Origin of the sequence: Rhodococcus sp. IEGM 1370, assembly GCF_033142325.1 — a bacterium.
In the GTDB taxonomy this organism is placed as follows: Bacteria; Actinomycetota; Actinomycetes; order Mycobacteriales; family Mycobacteriaceae; genus Rhodococcoides.
The window spans coordinates 114,992-133,352 of sequence record NZ_JAWLRY010000007.1 but is presented as its reverse complement, the minus strand read 5'-3'; the positions used below and the strand labels follow the sequence as shown (position 1 = coordinate 133,352).

The 18,361-nt window shown below is 65.0% G+C and carries 17 protein-coding genes; 11 read left to right on the top strand and 6 right to left on the bottom strand.

Going from position 1 to position 18,361, the window contains the following annotated elements:
- The first annotated feature begins 132 nt into the window (after positions 1-132).
- Entirely contained in the window at positions 133-744 is a 612-nt protein-coding gene (locus R4P47_RS12295) for a TetR/AcrR family transcriptional regulator (protein ID WP_269594735.1), read from the top strand.
- A 17-nt stretch (positions 745-761) separates the two neighbouring features.
- Here R4P47_RS12295 and R4P47_RS12290 read toward each other — a convergent pair whose 3' ends face one another.
- Positions 762-1,334 (bottom strand): helix-turn-helix domain-containing protein, encoded by a 573-nt coding sequence (locus R4P47_RS12290; RefSeq protein WP_317784875.1) that lies wholly within the window; start codon positions 1,332-1,334, stop codon positions 762-764.
- Between the two features lie 103 nt (positions 1,335-1,437).
- Here R4P47_RS12290 and R4P47_RS12285 point away from each other — a divergent pair, with 103 nt between their 5' ends.
- Genes R4P47_RS12285 through R4P47_RS12270 form a run of 4 tightly spaced genes read left to right on the top strand, consistent with a single transcriptional unit; the run spans position 1,438 to position 5,835 of the window.
- Positions 1,438-2,352, top strand: coding sequence for a metal-dependent hydrolase (locus R4P47_RS12285; RefSeq protein WP_317784874.1), 915 nt, complete (start codon positions 1,438-1,440; stop codon positions 2,350-2,352).
- The gene (locus tag R4P47_RS12280; protein ID WP_317784873.1) at positions 2,349-3,458 is read left to right on the top strand and encodes a PDR/VanB family oxidoreductase; all 1,110 of its coding nucleotides are present in this window, start codon (positions 2,349-2,351) and stop codon (positions 3,456-3,458) included. Before R4P47_RS12285 ends, R4P47_RS12280 begins: the two co-directional genes overlap by 4 nt.
- A gap of 17 nt (positions 3,459-3,475) precedes the next feature.
- A complete protein-coding gene (locus R4P47_RS12275; RefSeq protein WP_317784872.1) occupies positions 3,476-5,005 on the top strand; it encodes an NAD(P)/FAD-dependent oxidoreductase in 1,530 nt (509 codons plus the stop codon).
- Complete coding sequence (locus R4P47_RS12270; protein WP_317784871.1) at positions 5,002-5,835, top strand: SDR family NAD(P)-dependent oxidoreductase; 834 nt, start codon at positions 5,002-5,004, stop codon at positions 5,833-5,835. The genes R4P47_RS12275 and R4P47_RS12270 overlap by 4 nt, the downstream gene beginning before the upstream one ends.
- Positions 5,836-5,859: 24 nt before the next feature.
- Here the strand turns inward: R4P47_RS12270 and R4P47_RS12265 are convergent, their stop codons facing one another.
- Positions 5,860-6,513 (bottom strand): TetR/AcrR family transcriptional regulator, encoded by a 654-nt coding sequence (locus R4P47_RS12265; protein WP_317784870.1) that lies wholly within the window; start codon positions 6,511-6,513, stop codon positions 5,860-5,862.
- Between the two features lie 126 nt (positions 6,514-6,639).
- Here R4P47_RS12265 and R4P47_RS12260 point away from each other — a divergent pair, with 126 nt between their 5' ends.
- The 4 genes from R4P47_RS12260 to R4P47_RS12245 are packed head-to-tail and all read left to right on the top strand — an operon-like array spanning position 6,640 to position 11,115.
- On the top strand, positions 6,640-7,773 hold the full coding sequence (locus R4P47_RS12260) for a VOC family protein (RefSeq protein WP_317784869.1): 1,134 nt from the start codon (positions 6,640-6,642) through the stop codon (positions 7,771-7,773).
- Positions 7,770-8,705: a fumarylacetoacetate hydrolase family protein gene (locus R4P47_RS12255; RefSeq protein WP_317784868.1), complete on the top strand. Its 936-nt coding sequence runs from the start codon at positions 7,770-7,772 to the stop codon at positions 8,703-8,705. Before R4P47_RS12260 ends, R4P47_RS12255 begins: the two co-directional genes overlap by 4 nt.
- Positions 8,702-10,303 (top strand): bifunctional 3-(3-hydroxy-phenyl)propionate/3-hydroxycinnamic acid hydroxylase, encoded by a 1,602-nt coding sequence (locus tag R4P47_RS12250; RefSeq protein ID WP_317784867.1) that lies wholly within the window; start codon positions 8,702-8,704, stop codon positions 10,301-10,303. The genes R4P47_RS12255 and R4P47_RS12250 overlap by 4 nt, the downstream gene beginning before the upstream one ends.
- On the top strand, positions 10,300-11,115 hold the full coding sequence (locus R4P47_RS12245) for an SDR family oxidoreductase (RefSeq protein WP_317784866.1): 816 nt from the start codon (positions 10,300-10,302) through the stop codon (positions 11,113-11,115). Before R4P47_RS12250 ends, R4P47_RS12245 begins: the two co-directional genes overlap by 4 nt.
- On the opposite strand, the gene R4P47_RS12240 is transcribed toward R4P47_RS12245, so the two are convergent.
- Genes R4P47_RS12240 through R4P47_RS12230 form a run of 3 tightly spaced genes read right to left on the bottom strand, consistent with a single transcriptional unit; the run spans position 11,112 to position 14,780 of the window.
- Positions 11,112-12,212 (bottom strand): lipase family protein, encoded by a 1,101-nt coding sequence (locus R4P47_RS12240; protein ID WP_317784930.1) that lies wholly within the window; start codon positions 12,210-12,212, stop codon positions 11,112-11,114. The genes R4P47_RS12245 and R4P47_RS12240 overlap by 4 nt on opposite strands.
- A gap of 53 nt (positions 12,213-12,265) precedes the next feature.
- A complete protein-coding gene (locus R4P47_RS12235) occupies positions 12,266-13,390 on the bottom strand; it encodes a HoxN/HupN/NixA family nickel/cobalt transporter (protein WP_317784865.1) in 1,125 nt (374 codons plus the stop codon).
- 28 nt (positions 13,391-13,418) lie between these two features.
- A complete protein-coding gene (locus tag R4P47_RS12230) occupies positions 13,419-14,780 on the bottom strand; it encodes an MFS transporter (RefSeq protein ID WP_317784864.1) in 1,362 nt (453 codons plus the stop codon).
- 200 nt (positions 14,781-14,980) lie between these two features.
- Here R4P47_RS12230 and R4P47_RS12225 point away from each other — a divergent pair, with 200 nt between their 5' ends.
- Positions 14,981-16,033: a DUF3068 domain-containing protein gene (locus tag R4P47_RS12225; protein ID WP_317784863.1), complete on the top strand. Its 1,053-nt coding sequence runs from the start codon at positions 14,981-14,983 to the stop codon at positions 16,031-16,033.
- An 8-nt stretch (positions 16,034-16,041) separates the two neighbouring features.
- Here R4P47_RS12225 and R4P47_RS12220 read toward each other — a convergent pair whose 3' ends face one another.
- Positions 16,042-16,689: a TetR/AcrR family transcriptional regulator gene (locus R4P47_RS12220; protein ID WP_094687514.1), complete on the bottom strand. Its 648-nt coding sequence runs from the start codon at positions 16,687-16,689 to the stop codon at positions 16,042-16,044.
- 91 nt (positions 16,690-16,780) lie between these two features.
- On the opposite strand from R4P47_RS12220, the gene R4P47_RS12215 reads away from it, so the two are divergent.
- Positions 16,781-18,358 carry a carboxyl transferase domain-containing protein gene (locus tag R4P47_RS12215; RefSeq protein WP_317784862.1) on the top strand — a complete coding sequence of 526 codons (1,578 nt, stop codon included), beginning with the start codon at positions 16,781-16,783 and terminating at the stop codon, positions 18,356-18,358.
- The last annotated feature ends 3 nt before the right edge of the window (positions 18,359-18,361 follow it).

The window sequence follows — 18,361 nt, the reverse complement described above, 5'->3', positions numbered from 1 at the left end:
CTCCTTTCCGGGCTGTTCGATGTAGCGGCGACAGTAACTCAATATTGGCCACTAGGCCAGGATTGGCGAGAAGTGCCTGCTGGAGAGCACTGCGATGGAGCTCAGCGACAACACCCCGGCTACGTTGTAGCCATGACCGAAGAGCGCCGGAAGACTCGATACGCGCGTGGCCAGGAGCGTCGCGACGCCCTGGTCGACGCCGCCATCGGTGTGATCGGAACACGCGGACTCGAACGCGTCTCGTTTCGGTCCGTCGCCGACGCGGCCGGCTTCCCGCCGTCGACGACCAGCTATTTCTTCGGCTCGGTCGGCGAACTCATCGATGCCGCGATCACTCGAATCGCCGAGAACGTGACGACCAAGGTCACCGCGTTACTGGACGTCGCGCAATCCGGTGGACTCACTCGCGACGATCTCGCCGACGCGATCATGGACCTCGTCTCACTGCTGTCCTCTCCGCAGGACGACGACTCCCTCGTGCAGTTCGAGGCGTACCTCGCCGTGCGTAGACGACCGGAGCTCGCGGATTCGGTGCACCGGATCATGCGGATGATCGAGGAGGCGGCCGAGGCCGCGCTGGGAGCATTCGGCATCGAGGAACCGCATCTACCGGCTCGGCACTTCCTGGCCCTGATCGACGGCTACACCCTGCACGAGATCGCCAGGCCGACACCGGGTGGCAATCGGGCCGAGCTGAAGGACGCTCTGCTCCGCGTACTCGACTCGTACGTGCCGCGGGCCTGAATTCGAGGAGGAACGCGTCAGGTGGTTCCGACGAGAAGCGGCACGATGCTGCGGTGCGCGAACGCGAGCAGATCGTCGTACGTATCGAGCGGGGCGGCGGCCGACGGAGTCAGCAAGATCGAATGCACGACGCGCACAACGATTTCCGGAGCATCGGGCACGGCGAAGGTGTCGGATTCCAGTTCACCCCTGGCAATGTGCGCGGCAGCGTTGATCGCGGACACGAGCAATGCCGATGCGTTCGTGGTCAATTGCTCGAGCACCAACGAACTCTCGGAATCGAACATCTTGATCAACACCGGATTGGTGCGCACCGAGTCGATCGTGGTCGCGAACCCGTGGGCGGCCCGATCCGCGCGTGACGTCTGTTCCGCAGCCGCAGCCGCCACCGCTACCAACAATCGCGACGACTCCCGCGCCATGACGGCCCGCACCAGGTCATCCTTGGACCCGATCCGGCGATAGACGGTAACCCGGTTGATCCTGGCGCGCTTGGCGACGTCGCCGATGGTGGTCCGAGGAATTCCCACCTCACCGAACAGTTCCAGGGCGGCATCGAGGATCGGCCCGTCGTCACCATCTGGCTGCATCGTTCGATCCTATCGGCCGTCCAACACCCGACGAATGCAACATTGCAACACAGTATGTTGCTATGTAGCATCAGGTGATCATCGTGGAGAAACGGAGTTCGGAATGTCTCGGAACAAGGCGGTCGACGCGAACGAGCAGTACACGGACGAGTCCTATGCGATCGTCGCGCGCGCAGTGACATTCGACTGGTCCGGCGTTCCACTCCAGTACATCCCCCACGAGTGGTACGCCACCCACTTCTGGAACGTGATGCACCTGGTCCTGCCCGAGGGCGAACGCGCGATGGCGGACGTCTTCGCCCGCGCACTTCCGTTCATCGACGACCGCAGGCTGCACGAGGAAGTCGTGGGATTCGTCGGCCAGGAAGCAACGCACGCGTCCTCCCACGAGAGCTTCCGCATCTACCTCGTTGCACACGGAGTGGACATCGAACCGATTCTGCAGCGCATTCGCTTCGCCGTCGGTGTGGTGTTCGGCGACCACGGCCTCACCGGCCGCGCAGGCAAAGTTTGGTTGAACGAACGCCTCGGAATCTACGCAGCGGCAGAGCACTTCACTGCCGTGGTGGGCGAATGGCTGCTCGACAACACCGAATTCGACCGCATCGGCGTCGACCCCACGATGCTGGACCTGCTGCGCTGGCACGGTGCGGAAGAGCTCGAGCATCGCAACGTCGCATTCGACGCGTTCCAGTACGTCGACGGTGGCGGATTCCGTCGTGCCAGAACGGCAGTCGTCGCCAGTGCCGGATTGGCCGTGCTGTGGTTCAGCACCGCCGCGTACCTGTACAAGAACTCGGTTGCGACGCCGCGCACCGGCAGACGCCGAATGCGGGCCCCCTGGCCGATCGCCTTCGCACGCGCGTCACGCAAGCACTTGATACCGGGCCTGTCGTTCCTGTTCGTACAGCTCGCCCTCTACATCCGCCCGGGCTTCCACCCCTCGCACATGGGCAACATCGACAAGGCCGTGCAGTATCTGGCGATCTCCCCGGCAGCGCTGGCGGCCCAGCAGTGACGACCACGACGCCTCCGGTACACAGCCATCTGGGCGAGATCGACGTGACCGCGCCCGGCATCGGACTGCGGGCCGTCGGTGCCGCCTCCCGCCTCTACGCCAAGCTCGTCACCGATTTTTCGATCGTCACGGCCCTGTCCCCGGCGCGGCCCCGGCGAAGCGTCGGATACGAGTTCGAGACCGTCGTCGACGAGACGATCGACGAGGCCGAGGACGTTCGCTCACTGGTGTTGTCCCGCAGAGACGGTGCACCGCTTCCGAACTGGTTGCCCGGCGCGCACATCGACGTCACCACCCCGTCCGGTTCGGTGCGGCAGTACTCGCTCGCCGGCCGCCCCGGCGCAGGTGATCGCTACCGCATCAGTGTCCGCAAGATCCCCGGCGGCACGGCGTCCACCGAGATCCACACCCTCACCCGAGGCGATGTCCTCCGAGTTCGCGGACCCCGCAACGCCTTTCCGATGGCCCAGGCCGAGCACTACCTCTTCGTGGCCGCCGGAATCGGCATCACCCCCATCCGGGCGATGATCGAACGTGCCGCCGCGGACGGGGCACGGTGGACGCTGTACTACCACGGTCGCTCTCGGGCGAGTCTGCCGTTCGTTGCCGTGGTGCAGCAGTTGGCCCTGACCTCACGTGGTCATGTGATCGTCAAGACCGACGATGTCGACGGACTTCCGATTCCGGCGGACATCATCGATCTCGGAATGGGCAACTCCGCGATGTACGTCTGCGGGCCTGCGGCACTGTCGAGCAGGCTTCGTACCGAGGCGCTCTCGAGTACCGCCGTCCGTGAATTCCACACCGAATTGTTCGCGCCCGCACCGGTGGTCGACGGCACACCGTTCGTGTTGCAGCTCGACCGTTCCGGCGAGACCGTCGAGGTCGGTGCCCAGGAGACCGCTCTCGACGCCCTCCGTCGATCGAGGCCGGACCAGCCCTATTCCTGCCGCCAGGGCTTCTGCGGAGCATGCGTGGTCGGTTTCCTCGGCGGACGCGTCGATCACCGCGACCGCGTTCTCGACGCCTCCGAACGCGAGAACTCGCTCACCCTGTGCGTCTCGCGCGGTGCCGTCGACGGCGAAGTTCTCGTCCTCGATCTGTAGAAGGAGCTCGAACTCTCATGACTGCAACACAATCCGGCACGGCGATGCCGCACATCGACGTCGCGATCATCGGCGCGGGATTCGGCGGCCTCGGTGCCGCAATCCGACTCGAGCAGGAAGGACGCGGTGACTTTCTGATCTTCGAGCGCGACACCGCCGTCGGCGGAACGTGGCACGTGAACACCTATCCCGGTGCGCAGTGCGACATCCCGTCCGCGCTGTACTCATTCTCGTTCGCGCCCAACCCGGACTGGACGCGGTTGTACCCGCTGCAGCCCGAGATCGAGAAGTACCTCAACGACTGCACCGACAAGTTCGGGATCCGGGATCGTATCCGCTTCGGTCACGAGGTACTGGACGCAACCTGGAACGACGAGCTGGCCCGGTGGGTGGTGCGGACGAGTTCAGGAACGTGGTCGGCGCGCATCCTCATCGGAGCCCTCGGGCCGTTCAGCGAGCCGGCCACGCCCGAGATCGACGGCCTGGAATCGTTCTCGGGCAGTGTGTTCCATTCGGCGAAGTGGGACCACGAGCACTCCGCCGAGGGTCGACGCATCGCCGTCATCGGCACCGGAGCGTCTGCGGTGCAATTCGTTCCGCGTCTGGCCCCCGAGGCCGCACACCTGACACTGTTCCAGCGGACACCGACATGGATTCTTCCGCACCCCGACCGGCCGATCTCCGAATCCGGCAGGTCCGTGCTCAGGAGGTACCCCCGGGCGCAGCGGGCCATGCGCCGGCTGTTCGATCTGTTCCAGGAAGCGTTGGTCCCCGGACTCATCGGCCATCGCTCGTTGCTGGCACCGCTCACGGCCATGGGGCGTGCCCACCTGCGTCGTCAGGTCAAGAATCCTGTTCTTCGCGAGAAGCTGACGCCCGGCTACGAATTCGGCTGCAAGCGGCCTACCTTCTCGAACAAGTTCTATCCCGCACTGTGCCGAGAGAACGTCACCGTCGAGACCACCGGCATCGCTCGGATCGTGCCCGAGGGCATCGTCACCACCGACGGGACCGTGCACGAGGTGGACGCGATCGTCCTCGGGACGGGATTCACCGTGTCCGGCCACACCGGTTTCCGGCGCATCGTCGGCCGCGACGGAAAGTCGTTGGCGGACAGATGGCCCGACGGCGAGATGTCGTCGTACCGGGGTACCACGGTGCACGGCTTCCCGAACTTCTTCATGCTGCTCGGCCCCAACTCGGTGGTGTACACCTCGCAGGTGGTCACCATCGAGGCTCAGGTGAACTACATCCTCGCGGCGTTGCGCGCCATGGACTCCAACGCGATCACGGCGCTCGAAGTGAGCATGCGCGCGCAGTCGACGTTCGTCGAACACACCGACCGCACGCTCGCGGGATCGGTATGGAACTCCGGCGGGTGCAGCAGCTACTACCTGAGCCCGTCGGGTCGAAACGTGACGTACTGGCCCGGTTCGGTGCGCAACTTCACCCAGCGTATGTCCACGATCGATCTCGGCCACTACCACTGGCGCAGTGTGGATTCCCCGGCCGATACCGAGCTCGTGACGACGAAGGACCTCGCATGAAGAACCGAATCGACCTAACCGGGAAAGTGGCGTTGGTGACCGGTGGAGCGCGTGGAATCGGAGCCGCGACGGTCGCCGAATTGGTTTCCGCGGGAGCCTCCGTGGCTGTGGTCGATCAAGACTTTCCACCGGATGCTGCGCGATCCGAGCGGATCCTGCTGCTCACCGGCGACGTCACCGATTCCGATGCGATGGCGGACTGCGTGGCCGCGACGGTGAGCGAATTCGGCGGTCTCGACATCGTGATCGCCAACGCCGGCATCACACCCCCGCCCGCCACCATCAGGACCGTCGACCGCGCGGTTTTCGACTCGGTGATGGCCGTGAACTTCGGTGGTGTGCTCAACATCGTGCGCGCTGCGGCCGACGAGATCGTCGCGAGCGGTGGCCACATGCTGCTCGTATCGTCCTGTGCCGCTTTCACTCCCGGCATGGGCGGGTCTGCGTACATGGTGAGCAAAGCGGCGGTCGAACAGCTCGGCCGCGCGCTGCGAATCGAACTCGCGGCCGTGGGCGCAACAGCGGGTCTGGCGTACTTCGGTGTGGTGGATACCGATCTGGCCCGCAACACCCTCGACAGCGATCCGATGGGCCGGCGGATCGGCGGATTTCTGCCGTGGCCGCTGAATCGGCGACTGCCCTCGCAGCGCGCCGCGGAGTTACTCGTGCATTCGGTCCGCACGCGTCGGGCCCGCATCATCGCGCCGGCCACGTGGACGCCGTACTTCTGGTTCCGCGGGGTTCTCAACCCGATTCTGGAACGCAGACTTGCGAAGGACCGCGCGATAGCCGAGATCATCCGGGACCTGGAGAAGGCGCACGCGCACTGAGGCTTGCCGGCGTGGGCGGGTTTGCTACCGGCCCTCCCTGATCACGGCAGGTACGTCGCTCATGGGTGGTAGCGATCGTGCGCACAGGTCCCGGGCATCGGAGTCGGGTACACCGAGGGCGAGCAGAACGCCGTAGGCCATGCGGTCGACCGCCTCGATGTCGTCTCGATCGGGTTGCTCGAGCAACAACTGCCCGAGGCCGATCAGCGCGCCCGCCACCAGCGCCAGAGACAGCTGGAGGTCCGGTACACGAAAGTAGCCTGCGGCGTCTCCGGCCTGGATGTCTCTGGCCGCCCGCGGACCGAGACCGTGTTGCGAGGTGATCAATTCGGGGCCGGAGTGGATGAGTACGCGGCTCAGTTCCGGCTGCAACCGGAACAGACGACCTGCGATTCGGAAGGACCGGGTGAAGGCTTCCGCCGGGTCGGCCGAGCTGTCGGTCAACGAATCGAGATAGTTGCCCAGCAGTTCCAGGGCACCGTCGACCGCGGCCTGGAACAGCTGCTCACGGCTGACGAAGTGGTTGTAGAAGGACCCCATCCCGACGTCGGCGGCCTGGGTGATCTCCGCGATCGGAGCGTTCAGTTCGCCGCGGGCGATGAATCCTTGCGCCGCTGCGATCAGCGCGCCGCGCGTGCGCGCTTTGCGCCGCTCGAGCCGATTCGGGGTCTCTGTCATGTTCCCTACTTCTGTCTGCCGCTGGTCGACGCCCTGACTCTTCCTCACCGCTGACGAATTTGTCAATAATCTTGACTGACAGTGCTGTCATAGGTGACGATATTGTCACCAACGAGGGAGGGCTTCATGGGACACGACGTCGACGGCCACAAGGACATGCACGTGGACCAGGGCGCACTCCCCGGCGAGCACCCCGGTCGCGCGAAAGATCCGATCATCAAGGTTCGAGACATCGCCTGGCTGGAGTTTCGCAAGCCGGATCTGACCAAGGCCGAGGCGTTCGCTGTCGCCTTCGGTTTCACCGTCGCGCTTCGCACTCCGGAGGAGATCCATCTGCGCGGCACGCAGGTCGGCGCGCCGTGCGTGATCATCCGCCGCGGCAAGCGAACACGCTTCGTGGGCGCAGCCTTCGCCGCCGCCGACGACGGCGACCTCATGAGATTGGCCGAGGCAACCGGGCAGCGGGTCCAACGGCTCCCCGAGACACTCGGCGGTGTCGCGGTCACGCTCACCGATCCGGGCGGGCAGCCCGTCCAGGTGGTGTCCGGATACACCGAGCATCCCGAACTTCCCGGTCAGGAAGCGCACACCTACAACTTCGGTGATCCGCGCTTTCGACTCAACGCGACGCAGCGGCCACCGCGTCAGCCCGCCCGGGTCCAGCGCCTGGGACACGTGGTGCTCCAGCGCACCGGCTACCTCCAGAATCTGGACTGGTATCTGCATCATCTCGGCCTGATCGTCAGCGACTTCCTCTACTACGACGGCCAGCGTGATCGCGGTCCGGTGATGAGTTTCATCCGCTGCGATCGCGGCAACACTCCGTCCGATCATCACACTCTCGCAATGACTCTCGGACCGTCCAACCGGTACGTGCACTCCGCCTACCAGGTGTCCGATCTCGATGCCATCGCGGCGGGCGGCGAGTACCTGACCCAACGTGGGTACCGACATTCGTGGGGCATCGGCAGACACATCCAGGGCAGCCAGATCTTCGACTACTGGCGTGATCCCGACGGTTTCCTGGTGGAACATTTCAGCGACGGCGACATGTTCGACAACTCCCTCGAACCCGGTTGGGCCCCGATGACGGCGTCCGGGCTCGCCCAGTGGGGCCCGCCCGCGTCGAGGGACTTCCTCGGAATCGCTCCCAGCAGAGCGTCATTGCACGAACTGAAATCGATCCTCTCCTCACTGCGCAACGACAACGAGTTCGACACCGATCGCCTTCGCGGCCTGATGAAAGTGGCATCCTCATGAGCATCGCTGTACTCCGCACCGCCGACGCCTGGTGGGTCGAAACCCCTGCGGGCGCGTCACGCATCGACACCTCGGCGGTGAGCACCGCCGAGCTCCTCGCCGATCGGCCTGCCATCGAATCCGCTCGCAGCGCAACCGATGTCGTTGCCGTGGAAACACTGTCGTTGATCTCGCCGGTGACGGCTCCCTGCCGCGTCATGGCGAACATGACCAACTACGTCTCCCACGTCAAGGACTCGGGGATGAACCCCGACACGGTTCCGCTGACGTTCTTTCGCAAGACCTCCGGTTCCATCAGCGGACCCACCGACGACGTCGTCAAGCCGCCGCACGTGAAACTGCTCGACTACGAGATCGAGATCGGACTCGTGTTCGGCAAGACGCTCACCGTCGGAACCAAGGTCGACGCCTCCAACGTGGCCGAGTACGTCGCCGGCCTCGTGCTCACCAACGACGTCTCTGCCCGCGACGTCCAGTTGCCGAAGACTCAGTTCTACGAGGGCAAGTCGTATCCCACCTTCACTCCGGTCGGGCCGCGCCTGGTCCTTCTGGAGGCCGGTGAGTTCGACCGGTTCGGCGAACTCGCCCTCACCCTGCGGGTCAACGGCTCTGTGCGACAGGACAGTACGGTCGCCGACATGATCTTCCGCCCGGTCGAGTCACTCAAGGCCCTGAGCAAGTTCCAGCGCCTCGACGCAGGCGACCTGCTGCTCACCGGTACTCCTGGCGGCACCGCATTGAAGGCCCCCGCCAAGCCGATCGAAATGATCGGATCGCTGGTTCCCCCGTCGGTCAAGTGGAAGGTCTTCTTCAAGAAGCAGGCCAAGAATCCCGCGTTCCTGAAAGACGGCGACGTCCTCGAACTGACCTGCTCGACTCCCGACGGAGCCCTCGATCTGGGAGTCCAGCGCACCCGGGTCTCCTACCGATGACCGGTACCGAGTCCGACGGCACGCACTTTCCAGTGGTGATCGTCGGAGCCGGTCCGACGGGCATGACCGCTGCGTTGTTGCTGGGCCGGTACGGCGTGCCGTGCCTCGTGCTGGACAGGTGGGAAGACGTCTACCCGCAGCCGCGGGCAGTTCATCTCGACGACGAGGTGTACCGCATCCTCGGCGATCTGGGCCTGGCCGAGGACTTCGCGGCCATCTCGCGTCCCGGTCGCGGACTGAGGTTGTGCACCAGGGACATTCGAACCCTGGCCGAGTTCGAGCGCGATCCCGACGATCGACCGCACGGCTACCCACAGGCCAACATGTTCGATCAACCCGAACTCGAGCGTCTGATGCGTTCCCACATCACGCGTTACGACTCCGTGCAGATGCGTGGCGGATGCGAGATCACAGATGTGCAGAACCTGACGGATTCGGTTCGGGTCCGGTACGACTCGACCGAGGACGGGACGCCACATTGGGTGACCGCCGACTATGTCCTCGGCTGCGACGGTGCCAACAGTGTGGTGCGCAGGTCCATCGGCTCTAAAATGGAGGATCTCGGTTTCGAGCAGCGATGGTTGGTCGTGGACATCGAGACCGACGTCGATCTCGAGCAGTGGGACGGCGTGCACCAGGTGTGCGATTCCGAGCGATCGGCGACGTACATGCGCATCGGCCCCACCCGCTACCGCTGGGAGTTCCGGATGCTCGACGGCGAGACCCTCGACGAGTTCACCGATCTCTCGGCCATCCACCCTTTCATCGCACCGTGGTTCGTTTCCGGCGAGATCCCGGACATGAAGCTGATTCGCAGCGCGGAGTACACCTTTCGTGCACAGGTGGTCGACCGGTGGCGTGATCGCCGGGTGTTCCTGCTCGGCGACTGCGCGCATCTGACGCCGCCCTTCATCGGGCAGGGGATGGGCGCGGGGCTCCGAGATGCGCGCAATCTGGTCTGGAAACTCGTCGGCGTGCTGGACGGGCATCTGAAGGAGACCTCGCTCGACAGCTACGAGACAGAACGAAAGACGCACGCCAAGCAGATGATCGAGTTGGCGGTCGCGATCGGATGGGCCATGACCGGCGGCAGCCGGCTCACCGGCATCATGCGCGCGAACATCGCACCCGCTCTGGGCTATCTGCCGTTCATCGGAGAGAAGGTCACCGCCAGCACCACCCCGCCACTCGCTCGATCGCAGTACGTGCTGCGTTCACCCGTTCCGGTTCGCACACTGGCCGGAAAGCTCTGCCCCAACAGCCCGTTGGACGGCGGAGCTCGTCTGGACGACCTCGCACCGGGCCGGTTCCTGTTCGTCTCGTCGACACCCCTGGCCATCGGGCACCGTCGAGAGATCGAGCGCCGCGGAGCCGTCGTCGTCGAGGTTGCGGCGTCGTCGGAGCTGGGGGGCTGGCTGCGCCGCGGCCACGCTGTCGCCGCCATCGTGCGACCGGACCGCACGGTCATGGCCTCGGGCACCTCGGTGCCGTCCCTGCACACCAAAGTGCCGACCACAGCTTTTCGCGGGACAGAATGCCCGGCACCTGTCGCGACGAAACCGGCACCTACCCGCACCGTGAACAAGAGGCGTAGATGAACACTGCAATAGTCACCGGAGCGACGTCCGGAATCGGCGAGGCCGTCGCCGAGGTTCTGATCTCTCGCGGTTACCACGTCATCGGAACGAGCCGCGACAGCTCCTCGGTGGCCGACCCGATACCCGGCGTCGACTACCGCGACCTGGACCTGACGAACCCGGCATCGCTCCGCGGGTTCGTGGACGGCATCGCCGACACCCCGGTGGATGTGCTGATCAACAACGCAGGCGAAAGCCAGTGCGGCCCAATCGAAGAGCTGCCCATCGAGGCGATCACCCGGCTCTTCCAGCTCAACGTCTTCGGCGCGATCGAGTTGACCCAGGCCGTGCTGCCGGGCATGCGAGATCGTGGCAGCGGAAAGATCGTCAACATCGGGTCGATGCTCGCGAGCTTTCCGCTGGCCTACCGCTCGTCGTACGCCGCCACCAAGGCTGCGATCAAGGGTTTTGCCACTGCCGCGCGCTACGAGCTCAAGCCCTACGGAATCGACATCACCACAGTCGAACCCGGCTCCATCGCCACCGGGCTCTCGGCCCGTCGAACCAAGTACTGCGGCCCGCATTCGCCGTACCTCCGCGACTTCACCACGGTGATCTCGCAGCTCGACGCCAAAGAGGCCGAGGGAATCACGGCCGAGACCGTAGCTCTCACCGTCCTCAAAGCCGTCGAGGACAAGAAGACGCTGCCCATCTACGCGGTCGGCAGCAATGCTCCGGCGGTGTTCCTCGCCCAGCGATTGCTACCGCGCACGGTGCTCGAACTGTTCACCGCCCGCGCCTACGGACTGCCCAGCAAGCGACCGGTGAACTAGCGAAACAGGTTCGCGACGAACGGAATCGTATCGGCCTGCGACTGAACGAAGGCTCCACTGTGGTCGGTGTCGTAGGCCCTGAACGTCACCGGCTGACCGTTGGCCGTCAGACGGGCGCCGTAGGCGGCGGTGGTCGGGAACGGAACGTCGATGTCCTGCAGGCCGTTTCCCATGAAGAACGGCTTGTCGAAACCGCTTTCGGGCATCGCCATGTAATCGTCGAGGACGGCGGTGAAGTTCGGCAGACCGGTCAGTGGTGCCGTGAAGAAGTCACCGATCGTCACACCGTCGAGTTGTGCCTCGAAATCCGATACGCACGTCGTCTCGGCCAGGTCTGCGTACTTCTTCCCGAGCGGAGTCAGGATGTCGTCCAACCCGAGCTCGGGATGCGCGTAGCGCAGCGACGCGCCTATGTACGCGACGTAGGCGGTCAGGCCCGACGGTAGTGCCACCGGCGGTACGCCCGGTCCGCCGATCGAGATCAACTTCTCGATGTACGCGGGAGTTCCGGTTCCCACAGCCCCGCGGTAGTCCAGATCGGGGCCGCCGAACTCGGTCGCGTAACGAGCGGTGTAGATCGCAGCGCCACCACCCTGCGATTGGCCGACGGCCACCCAGGATCGCGAGAGGTCCTCACTGTAGTTGCGGCCCGCCTTGACCATGTCGACCACGTTGTGCGCCGTGGTTCGACCGTCGAGATACGTTGGCAATCCGGGTGTTCCGAGGCCGGCATAGTCACTGGCGACGATGGCGTAGCCCTGCGCGAGCCAGTTCGCCAGGTACGGCAGGTCCCGCTCGGCGTACGTCGGACCGATCAGAGACGGCGCACACGCGTCGCCGAGCCCGGAAGTGCCGTGGGCCCACGAGATCACCGGCCAGCCACCCTCCGGCGCAGTTCCCGGCGGCAGGAAAACGGTGCCGGTGCTCAGAGCCTTCTCACCGAAGGTGTCGGTGGTGACGTAGGTGAGCACCTCGGCCGAGGCCGCGCCGGGAATCCAGAGGTTTCGGTCCAGATCGCGAGTCGAGACGACGTCACCGATCTCCTGAGTGATAGCCGGGGCAGCGGAAGCAGGTACGGCCAGCAGCGCCGTCGCCATGCTCGACGCGAGCGCCGCGGCAACTGCGAGGACACCGATCCGACGCCGAGAGGTCACTGGTTCTCCATTTCGTTCGAGTGTGTGAAGCCACCGCGTTCGTCGATGCGCGCCACCTTGTAATACACGACCGCTCCGATCCACACGACGAAGAACGTGCCGACGACGAGTTGGCCGGCCAGATTCAGATCGATGACGGCCAGCGCGTCCCACAGTCCGCCGGTGAGCCCGAACTGCTCGGCGAGCAGGGTCAAGAGCTGCACCGTGCCGATCACCAGAGCAACGAAGACGGACAGTCCCGTCATCGTCATGTTGTAGTAGATCTTGCGCACCGGGGTCACGAATGCCCAGCCGTACGCCTTGGACATGAAGATGCCGTCGATGGTGTCCATGGTGGTCATGCCCGCGGCGAACAGAACCGGCAGGGCGATGATCGCCATCGGCGGAAGTCCGCCTGCCATGGCCGTCGTGCCTGCGACCGCGAGCAGACCGACCTGGGTGGCGGTATCGAATCCCAGCCCGAACAGCAGACCCAGCGGGTACATCTGCCACGAGTGGTCGATCAGCTTGTCGTAGCGACCCCGGAACAATCGGTTCATCAGCCCGCGCTTGGCCAGCAACTCGTCGAGTCCGGCTTCGGTGAACTCACCTCGTTTCGCGCGTCGCCACACTCCGACGATTCCGGCGAGCACTGCGATGTTCAACGCCGCGATGAGATACAGGAACGTTCCGGACACCAGCGTGCCGATGATGCCGCCGACTCCGGCGAACGCGTCCTGGAACGCCGTCGCCTGCGAGGCCACGAACGCGATGGCGGCGACGAAGACGAATACGACGGTCGAGTGTCCGAGTGAGAAGAACAGCCCGACGGCCAACGGCCGCTTGCCTTTCTGCAGTAGAAAGCGGGTGGTGTCGTCGATGGCGGCGATGTGATCGGCGTCGAAGGCGTGCCTGAGCCCGAGGGTGTACGCCAGCACGCCGGCTCCGGCGTAGACCAGCGTGCCGTCCGCTCCGGTGAGGTTGTGGATACTCGGAATGGAGTTGTAGTGGCTGAACAATCCCCACCCGATCACGTGCAGAGCAGCCACGACTCCGGCCATGGCCAGCAGGCGGGGGATCTCGTCGGGAGTGAATCGACTCTGCCGCCGGCCGACCTCGGCGCGCGATAGCTCACTCGTCATGAAGAACATTGTGACCGACGACAACGAATTACTCTTCCCGCGCAGCCTCGGCCAGGACGCGCGTCGAGTCGCGTTCCACGGACCAGTAGGCCAAGAGGGCGAACACTCCCCCGATCGCCAGCAGCGGAAGAAGCGGAATCAGGCCGACGGTGAGTGAATCCGCCGCGTCGGACACCACACCGACCATGAGCGGCCCGACGGCACCGCCCGCGGTCGCGGCGATCTGCAGCATGCCGAATCCGAGACCCCGATCGCGTGCCGGAACCACATCGGCGACACAGGCGGTGAGCGTGGGAAGGGCGAAGGCCGAGAAGAAGGCGAACACGGTGAGCAGAACGACGAACATCATCGTGGAGTTCATGCCGAGCGCGATCGACATGAACACACTTCCCACCAGAATTCCGCTACCGCCCAGCAGTACTCGCCACTGCGCGAGGCTGGTGCCGACGACGGCTCGACGGGTTGCCATCGCCGCGACGAGCGTGCCGAACACGATTCCCAGCAGTGTCATTCCCCCGCCCGCCGTCGCGGCGGCCGATTCGGACAGGCCGTACCGGCGTTGCAGCAGGCTCGGCAGCCAGAAGGTCAGACCACCGATCGACAGACTCATGACCGTCAGAGCAGCGCCGGTGAACCACAGCGTTCGGATGGGCAGCAGTCGGCGGAGCTGGGTGGCAAGCGGTCCGGACGGCGTAGGAGTCTGCGCATTCGGGTCTGCGCGGGCCGCCAGCCGGTCTGCGTATCCGCGTTCGGGCTCTTTCAGACGCGAGACGAGAACTGCGACAACCAGTCCCGGGATCGTCATGACCATGAACGCCCCGCGCCAACCCAGCCAGTCCGCCAGCACACCACCCAGGACTATGCCCGCCCCGCCCAGGTACGCCGAGGTTCGCCACCAACCGAACGCGGTGGATCGCGTTGCAGGCGGGTAGAAGTCGGCAAGAAGGCTCGCACTCGCCGGGTTGTCCACGGCCTCCGCGGCGGCAAGACCGACCCGCACGAGGTAGAAGATCAGGAAAGTGGGTGCCAGCGCCGAACCGAGAGTTGCCAGAGACCACAGAACGACGACCCAGGTCACGATCCTGCCGCGATCGTGACGGTCGGCGAGGTATGCAGCCGGTATCGCGAGGACACCCGCGGCGATCGCGGACGCACTGGGCAGCGATCCCGCCACCGCGTCGCCGAAACCCCATTCGTCCTGCAGCTGAGGAAGAACCGCGGCCACGAGGCTGAATTCGATACGGTCCACGAAGGCCACGAGCACCAACACGATCGCCGGTCCCCAGCCGAACGGTAGGACTGCAGAACCGGGCCCGGTTCGCAACGTCCCGATGGTTCGCCAACGACTGCCGCGATCGACCGTCGTGCCTCGATCGATACCGGTCGCCATGTGTCGTCCCCCGATTCAGCGTTGTGCGGCAAATGACGAGTGACCTCAGTGTGCACCTTTTCGGAAATTCTCAACATCGGTTGATGTCTCTGTAAATTCCCACGAACATGCTGACAGGTCACAACGCGGAAGCGGACATTCGGGGCTCTCGCCACGGCAGGATGAGACGGCCGGAAACGAAAAGAATTGGGACGGTGTTCATGTCACGGGTGAGAATCGCGATGTGCTTGCTCGCGGGGCTGGGATCCTTCGCGATCGTCGTCGCTCTACTTCTGCCCACCCTCGTGTACGACCGCCTGGCGGTGACTCCACTCGACATCGACGCCACCACGGTGGCCACCACCGCAGACGGTGCGGGCGGTGAGGTCCTCGACTCGACGACGATCACCGGACCCGGCCCTCTCTCCATCGCGACGGATGTACCCCTCGTTCTCCAGCGGTACATCACCGTCGAGGATCCCTCCGACGCAGACCGCGTCACCTTCCAAGTGGGAGCGACCGTGAGACGGGCCGACCGCGACGGTGACGCGGGCCTGCTCACCGCCTCGGTGGATCGGGTGACGAGCGACCGGCGCACGGGACTACCCGTCGAACCCGCCGGATCCTTGCAGACCACAGTCGACTCGCCGGGCATTCCTTTGCCGCGCAACGGCTTACAGCATCGGTTTCCCTTCGATACCCAGCCGATCACGTACACGGTCTACGACGCGACGGCGTGGACGAGCTTCGAGGCGAACCTCGTCGAGGAGCTCACCATGGAGGGGCTGCCGATCTATCACTTCCGATCGATCGTGACCGAAGCCGACCTCTCGACCACCACGCAGTCGCCGATCAACTCGGTGACCCTCCCGGCATCGAAGTGGGGATTGGGCGACGGGGACGAGCCGATCACGATGAAGCGCTGGTACTCGAACGTGCGCGACATCTACGTCGAGCCCACGAGCGGGAGCCTGGTGTGGGGACAGGAAACGCCGTACCAGTACTTCGCGAGAGATCCGAAGGTCCCCGAGGTGACGATCTTCAAGGCCTCACTCGCCCTGGACGAGACGGGCCGGCTCGAGCAGGTGGCCTCGGCACGCGACGCGGCCAACAAGTTGGCCTGGGTGACCACCCGGGGACCGCTCCTGGGATACGCGGTCGGTGGAGTGTGCCTCGTCGGTGCCGTTGCCGCCGGAGTGATCGGATCCCGTCTCGCTCGTCCGCCCGAGCCCACCCGCCGACAGGCAGAGCAAGCCGAGCGCGCGTCGGTGTAGGTGGACGCTCAGGTCGATGCTGTGCGGCTCGGCGCAGCAACCCCCAACGCCCCCAGCGCCATTGCCCGCAGCACCGGACGAGCGTTCTTCGACGGAGTACGCCCCGCACTGTAGGGCGTCGAGTTGATCAGACCGAAGACCGCGTGCGCCGTGGTCCGGGCGTCGGACTCGTTCAATTCCGGGTCGACGGCACACAACACCTCGACCCACAGTTCCACGTACTCGCGCTGCATTCGGCGCACCTTGCGTCGAGCGCCCTCCGGAAGACTCTGCAGGTCGCGATCCTGGATTCTGATGAATGCCGGTGTATCGAAGGCGAAGTCGAGGTGGAACTCGACCAACGCGGACACGGTGTCCGCGGCAACCTCACCACGATCGACCACCGCACGGCCACCGTCGAGCAGATACTCCGAAATCCCGACCATCAACTCGACGAGCACGGCCTCCTTGTTGGGGAAGTGCCGGTAGACGGCCGGTCCGCTGACACCGACGGCCGCGCCCAGATCCTCCAGTCGCACCGAGGTGAACCCGCGTTCGGCGAACAGTGACGCTGCAGCGCCCAGCAACTGCTGCCGACGCTCGGCCTTGCGTTGCTCACGCACGGTCGTCGGTTTCGCTTCCGATTCCTGCACCGTCACCTCCTCGACTCTGGACACTCAGTTAATCGTAGTTTACTATCGTGTCAGTTATCAACGATTAACTGAACTTTCGTGACACCGACGTCCAACCCCTTAAGGCGTGCACCTCATGGCGATCGACACAGCTGCCAACCGGGCAGATCACGAGCTTCTCACCCGTGAGCTCGCAGAGAAGCTGGCCACTGCTGCCCGCGGCGGGAGCGAAAAGTCTCGGGAACGGCACATCGCCCGCGGCAAGCTCCTCCCCCGCGACCGAGTCGACGAGCTTCTCGACCCCGGCAGCCCGTTCCTCGAAATCTCACCGTTGGCCGCCAACGGCCTCTACGACGACGAGTGCCCCGGCGCAGGCGTGATCGCCGGTATCGGCCGCGTCTCCGGTCGCGAATGCGTCGTCATCGCCAACGACGCCACCGTCAAGGGCGGCACCTACTACCCGATGACGGTGAAGAAGCATCTACGCGCGCAGGAGATCGCGCTGCAGAACACTCTGCCGTGCATCTACCTCGTCGACTCGGGCGGAGCATTCCTTCCGCGCCAGGACGAGGTCTTTCCCGACCGCGACCACTTCGGCCGCATCTTCTTCAACCAGGCGACCATGAGCGCCAAAGGAATTGCGCAGATCGCTGCCGTCATGGGCTCCTGCACTGCGGGCGGCGCCTACGTGCCGGCGATGAGCGACGAAGCGATCATCGTCAAGAATCAGGGCACGATCTTTCTCGGCGGCCCGCCTCTGGTGAAGGCCGCGACCGGCGAGGTCGTCACCGCAGAGGAACTCGGCGGTGGTGATCTGCACTCGAAGATCTCCGGCGTCACCGACCATCTGGCCGAGGACGATCGAGACGCGCTGCACCGCGTCCGCCGCATCGTCTCCACCCTCGGACCTCGCACTCCGCGGCCGTGGGACCTTCTTCCCACACGCGCACCGGTAGCCGACCAGACCGATCTCTACGACGTGGTCCCCACCGACCCACGCACTCCCTACGACGTGCGTGAGGTGATCGGCCGCGTCGTCGACGCGGGTGAATTCGACGAGTTCAAAGCCGAATACGGCAAGACGCTCGTCACCGGATTCGCGCACGTCCACGGCCATCCCGTCGGAATCGTCGCCAACAACGGCGTGCTGTTCGCCGAATCTGCCATGAAGGGCGCGCATTTCATCGAACTGTGCGACAAGCGCAGCATTCCGCTGGTCTTCCTGCAGAACATCTCCGGCTTCATGGTCGGCCGCGACTACGAGGCAGGTGGCATCGCCAAGCACGGCGCGAAGATGGTCACCGCGGTCGCCTGTGCCCGCGTCCCCAAGATCACCGTCGTCATCGGCGGTTCCTACGGCGCGGGCAACTACTCGATGTGCGGCAGAGCGTATTCACCACGCTTTCTGTTCATGTGGCCCAACGCGCGAATCTCGGTGATGGGCGGCGAGCAAGCGGCGTCGGTGCTCGCCACGGTGCGCAGCGAACAACTCGACGCTGCCGGTCGGCCGTGGAGTGACGAGGACCAGGAATCGTTCAAGGCTCCCATCCGTGACCAGTACGAAAGTCAGGGCAACCCTTACTATTCGACGGCCCGCCTGTGGGACGACGGCATCATCGACCCGGCCGATACCAGGCAGGTTCTCGGACTGGCCCTCTCGGCGTGCGCCAACGCGCCGCTCGAGCCGGTCTCCTACGGCGTTTTCAGGATGTGAGAG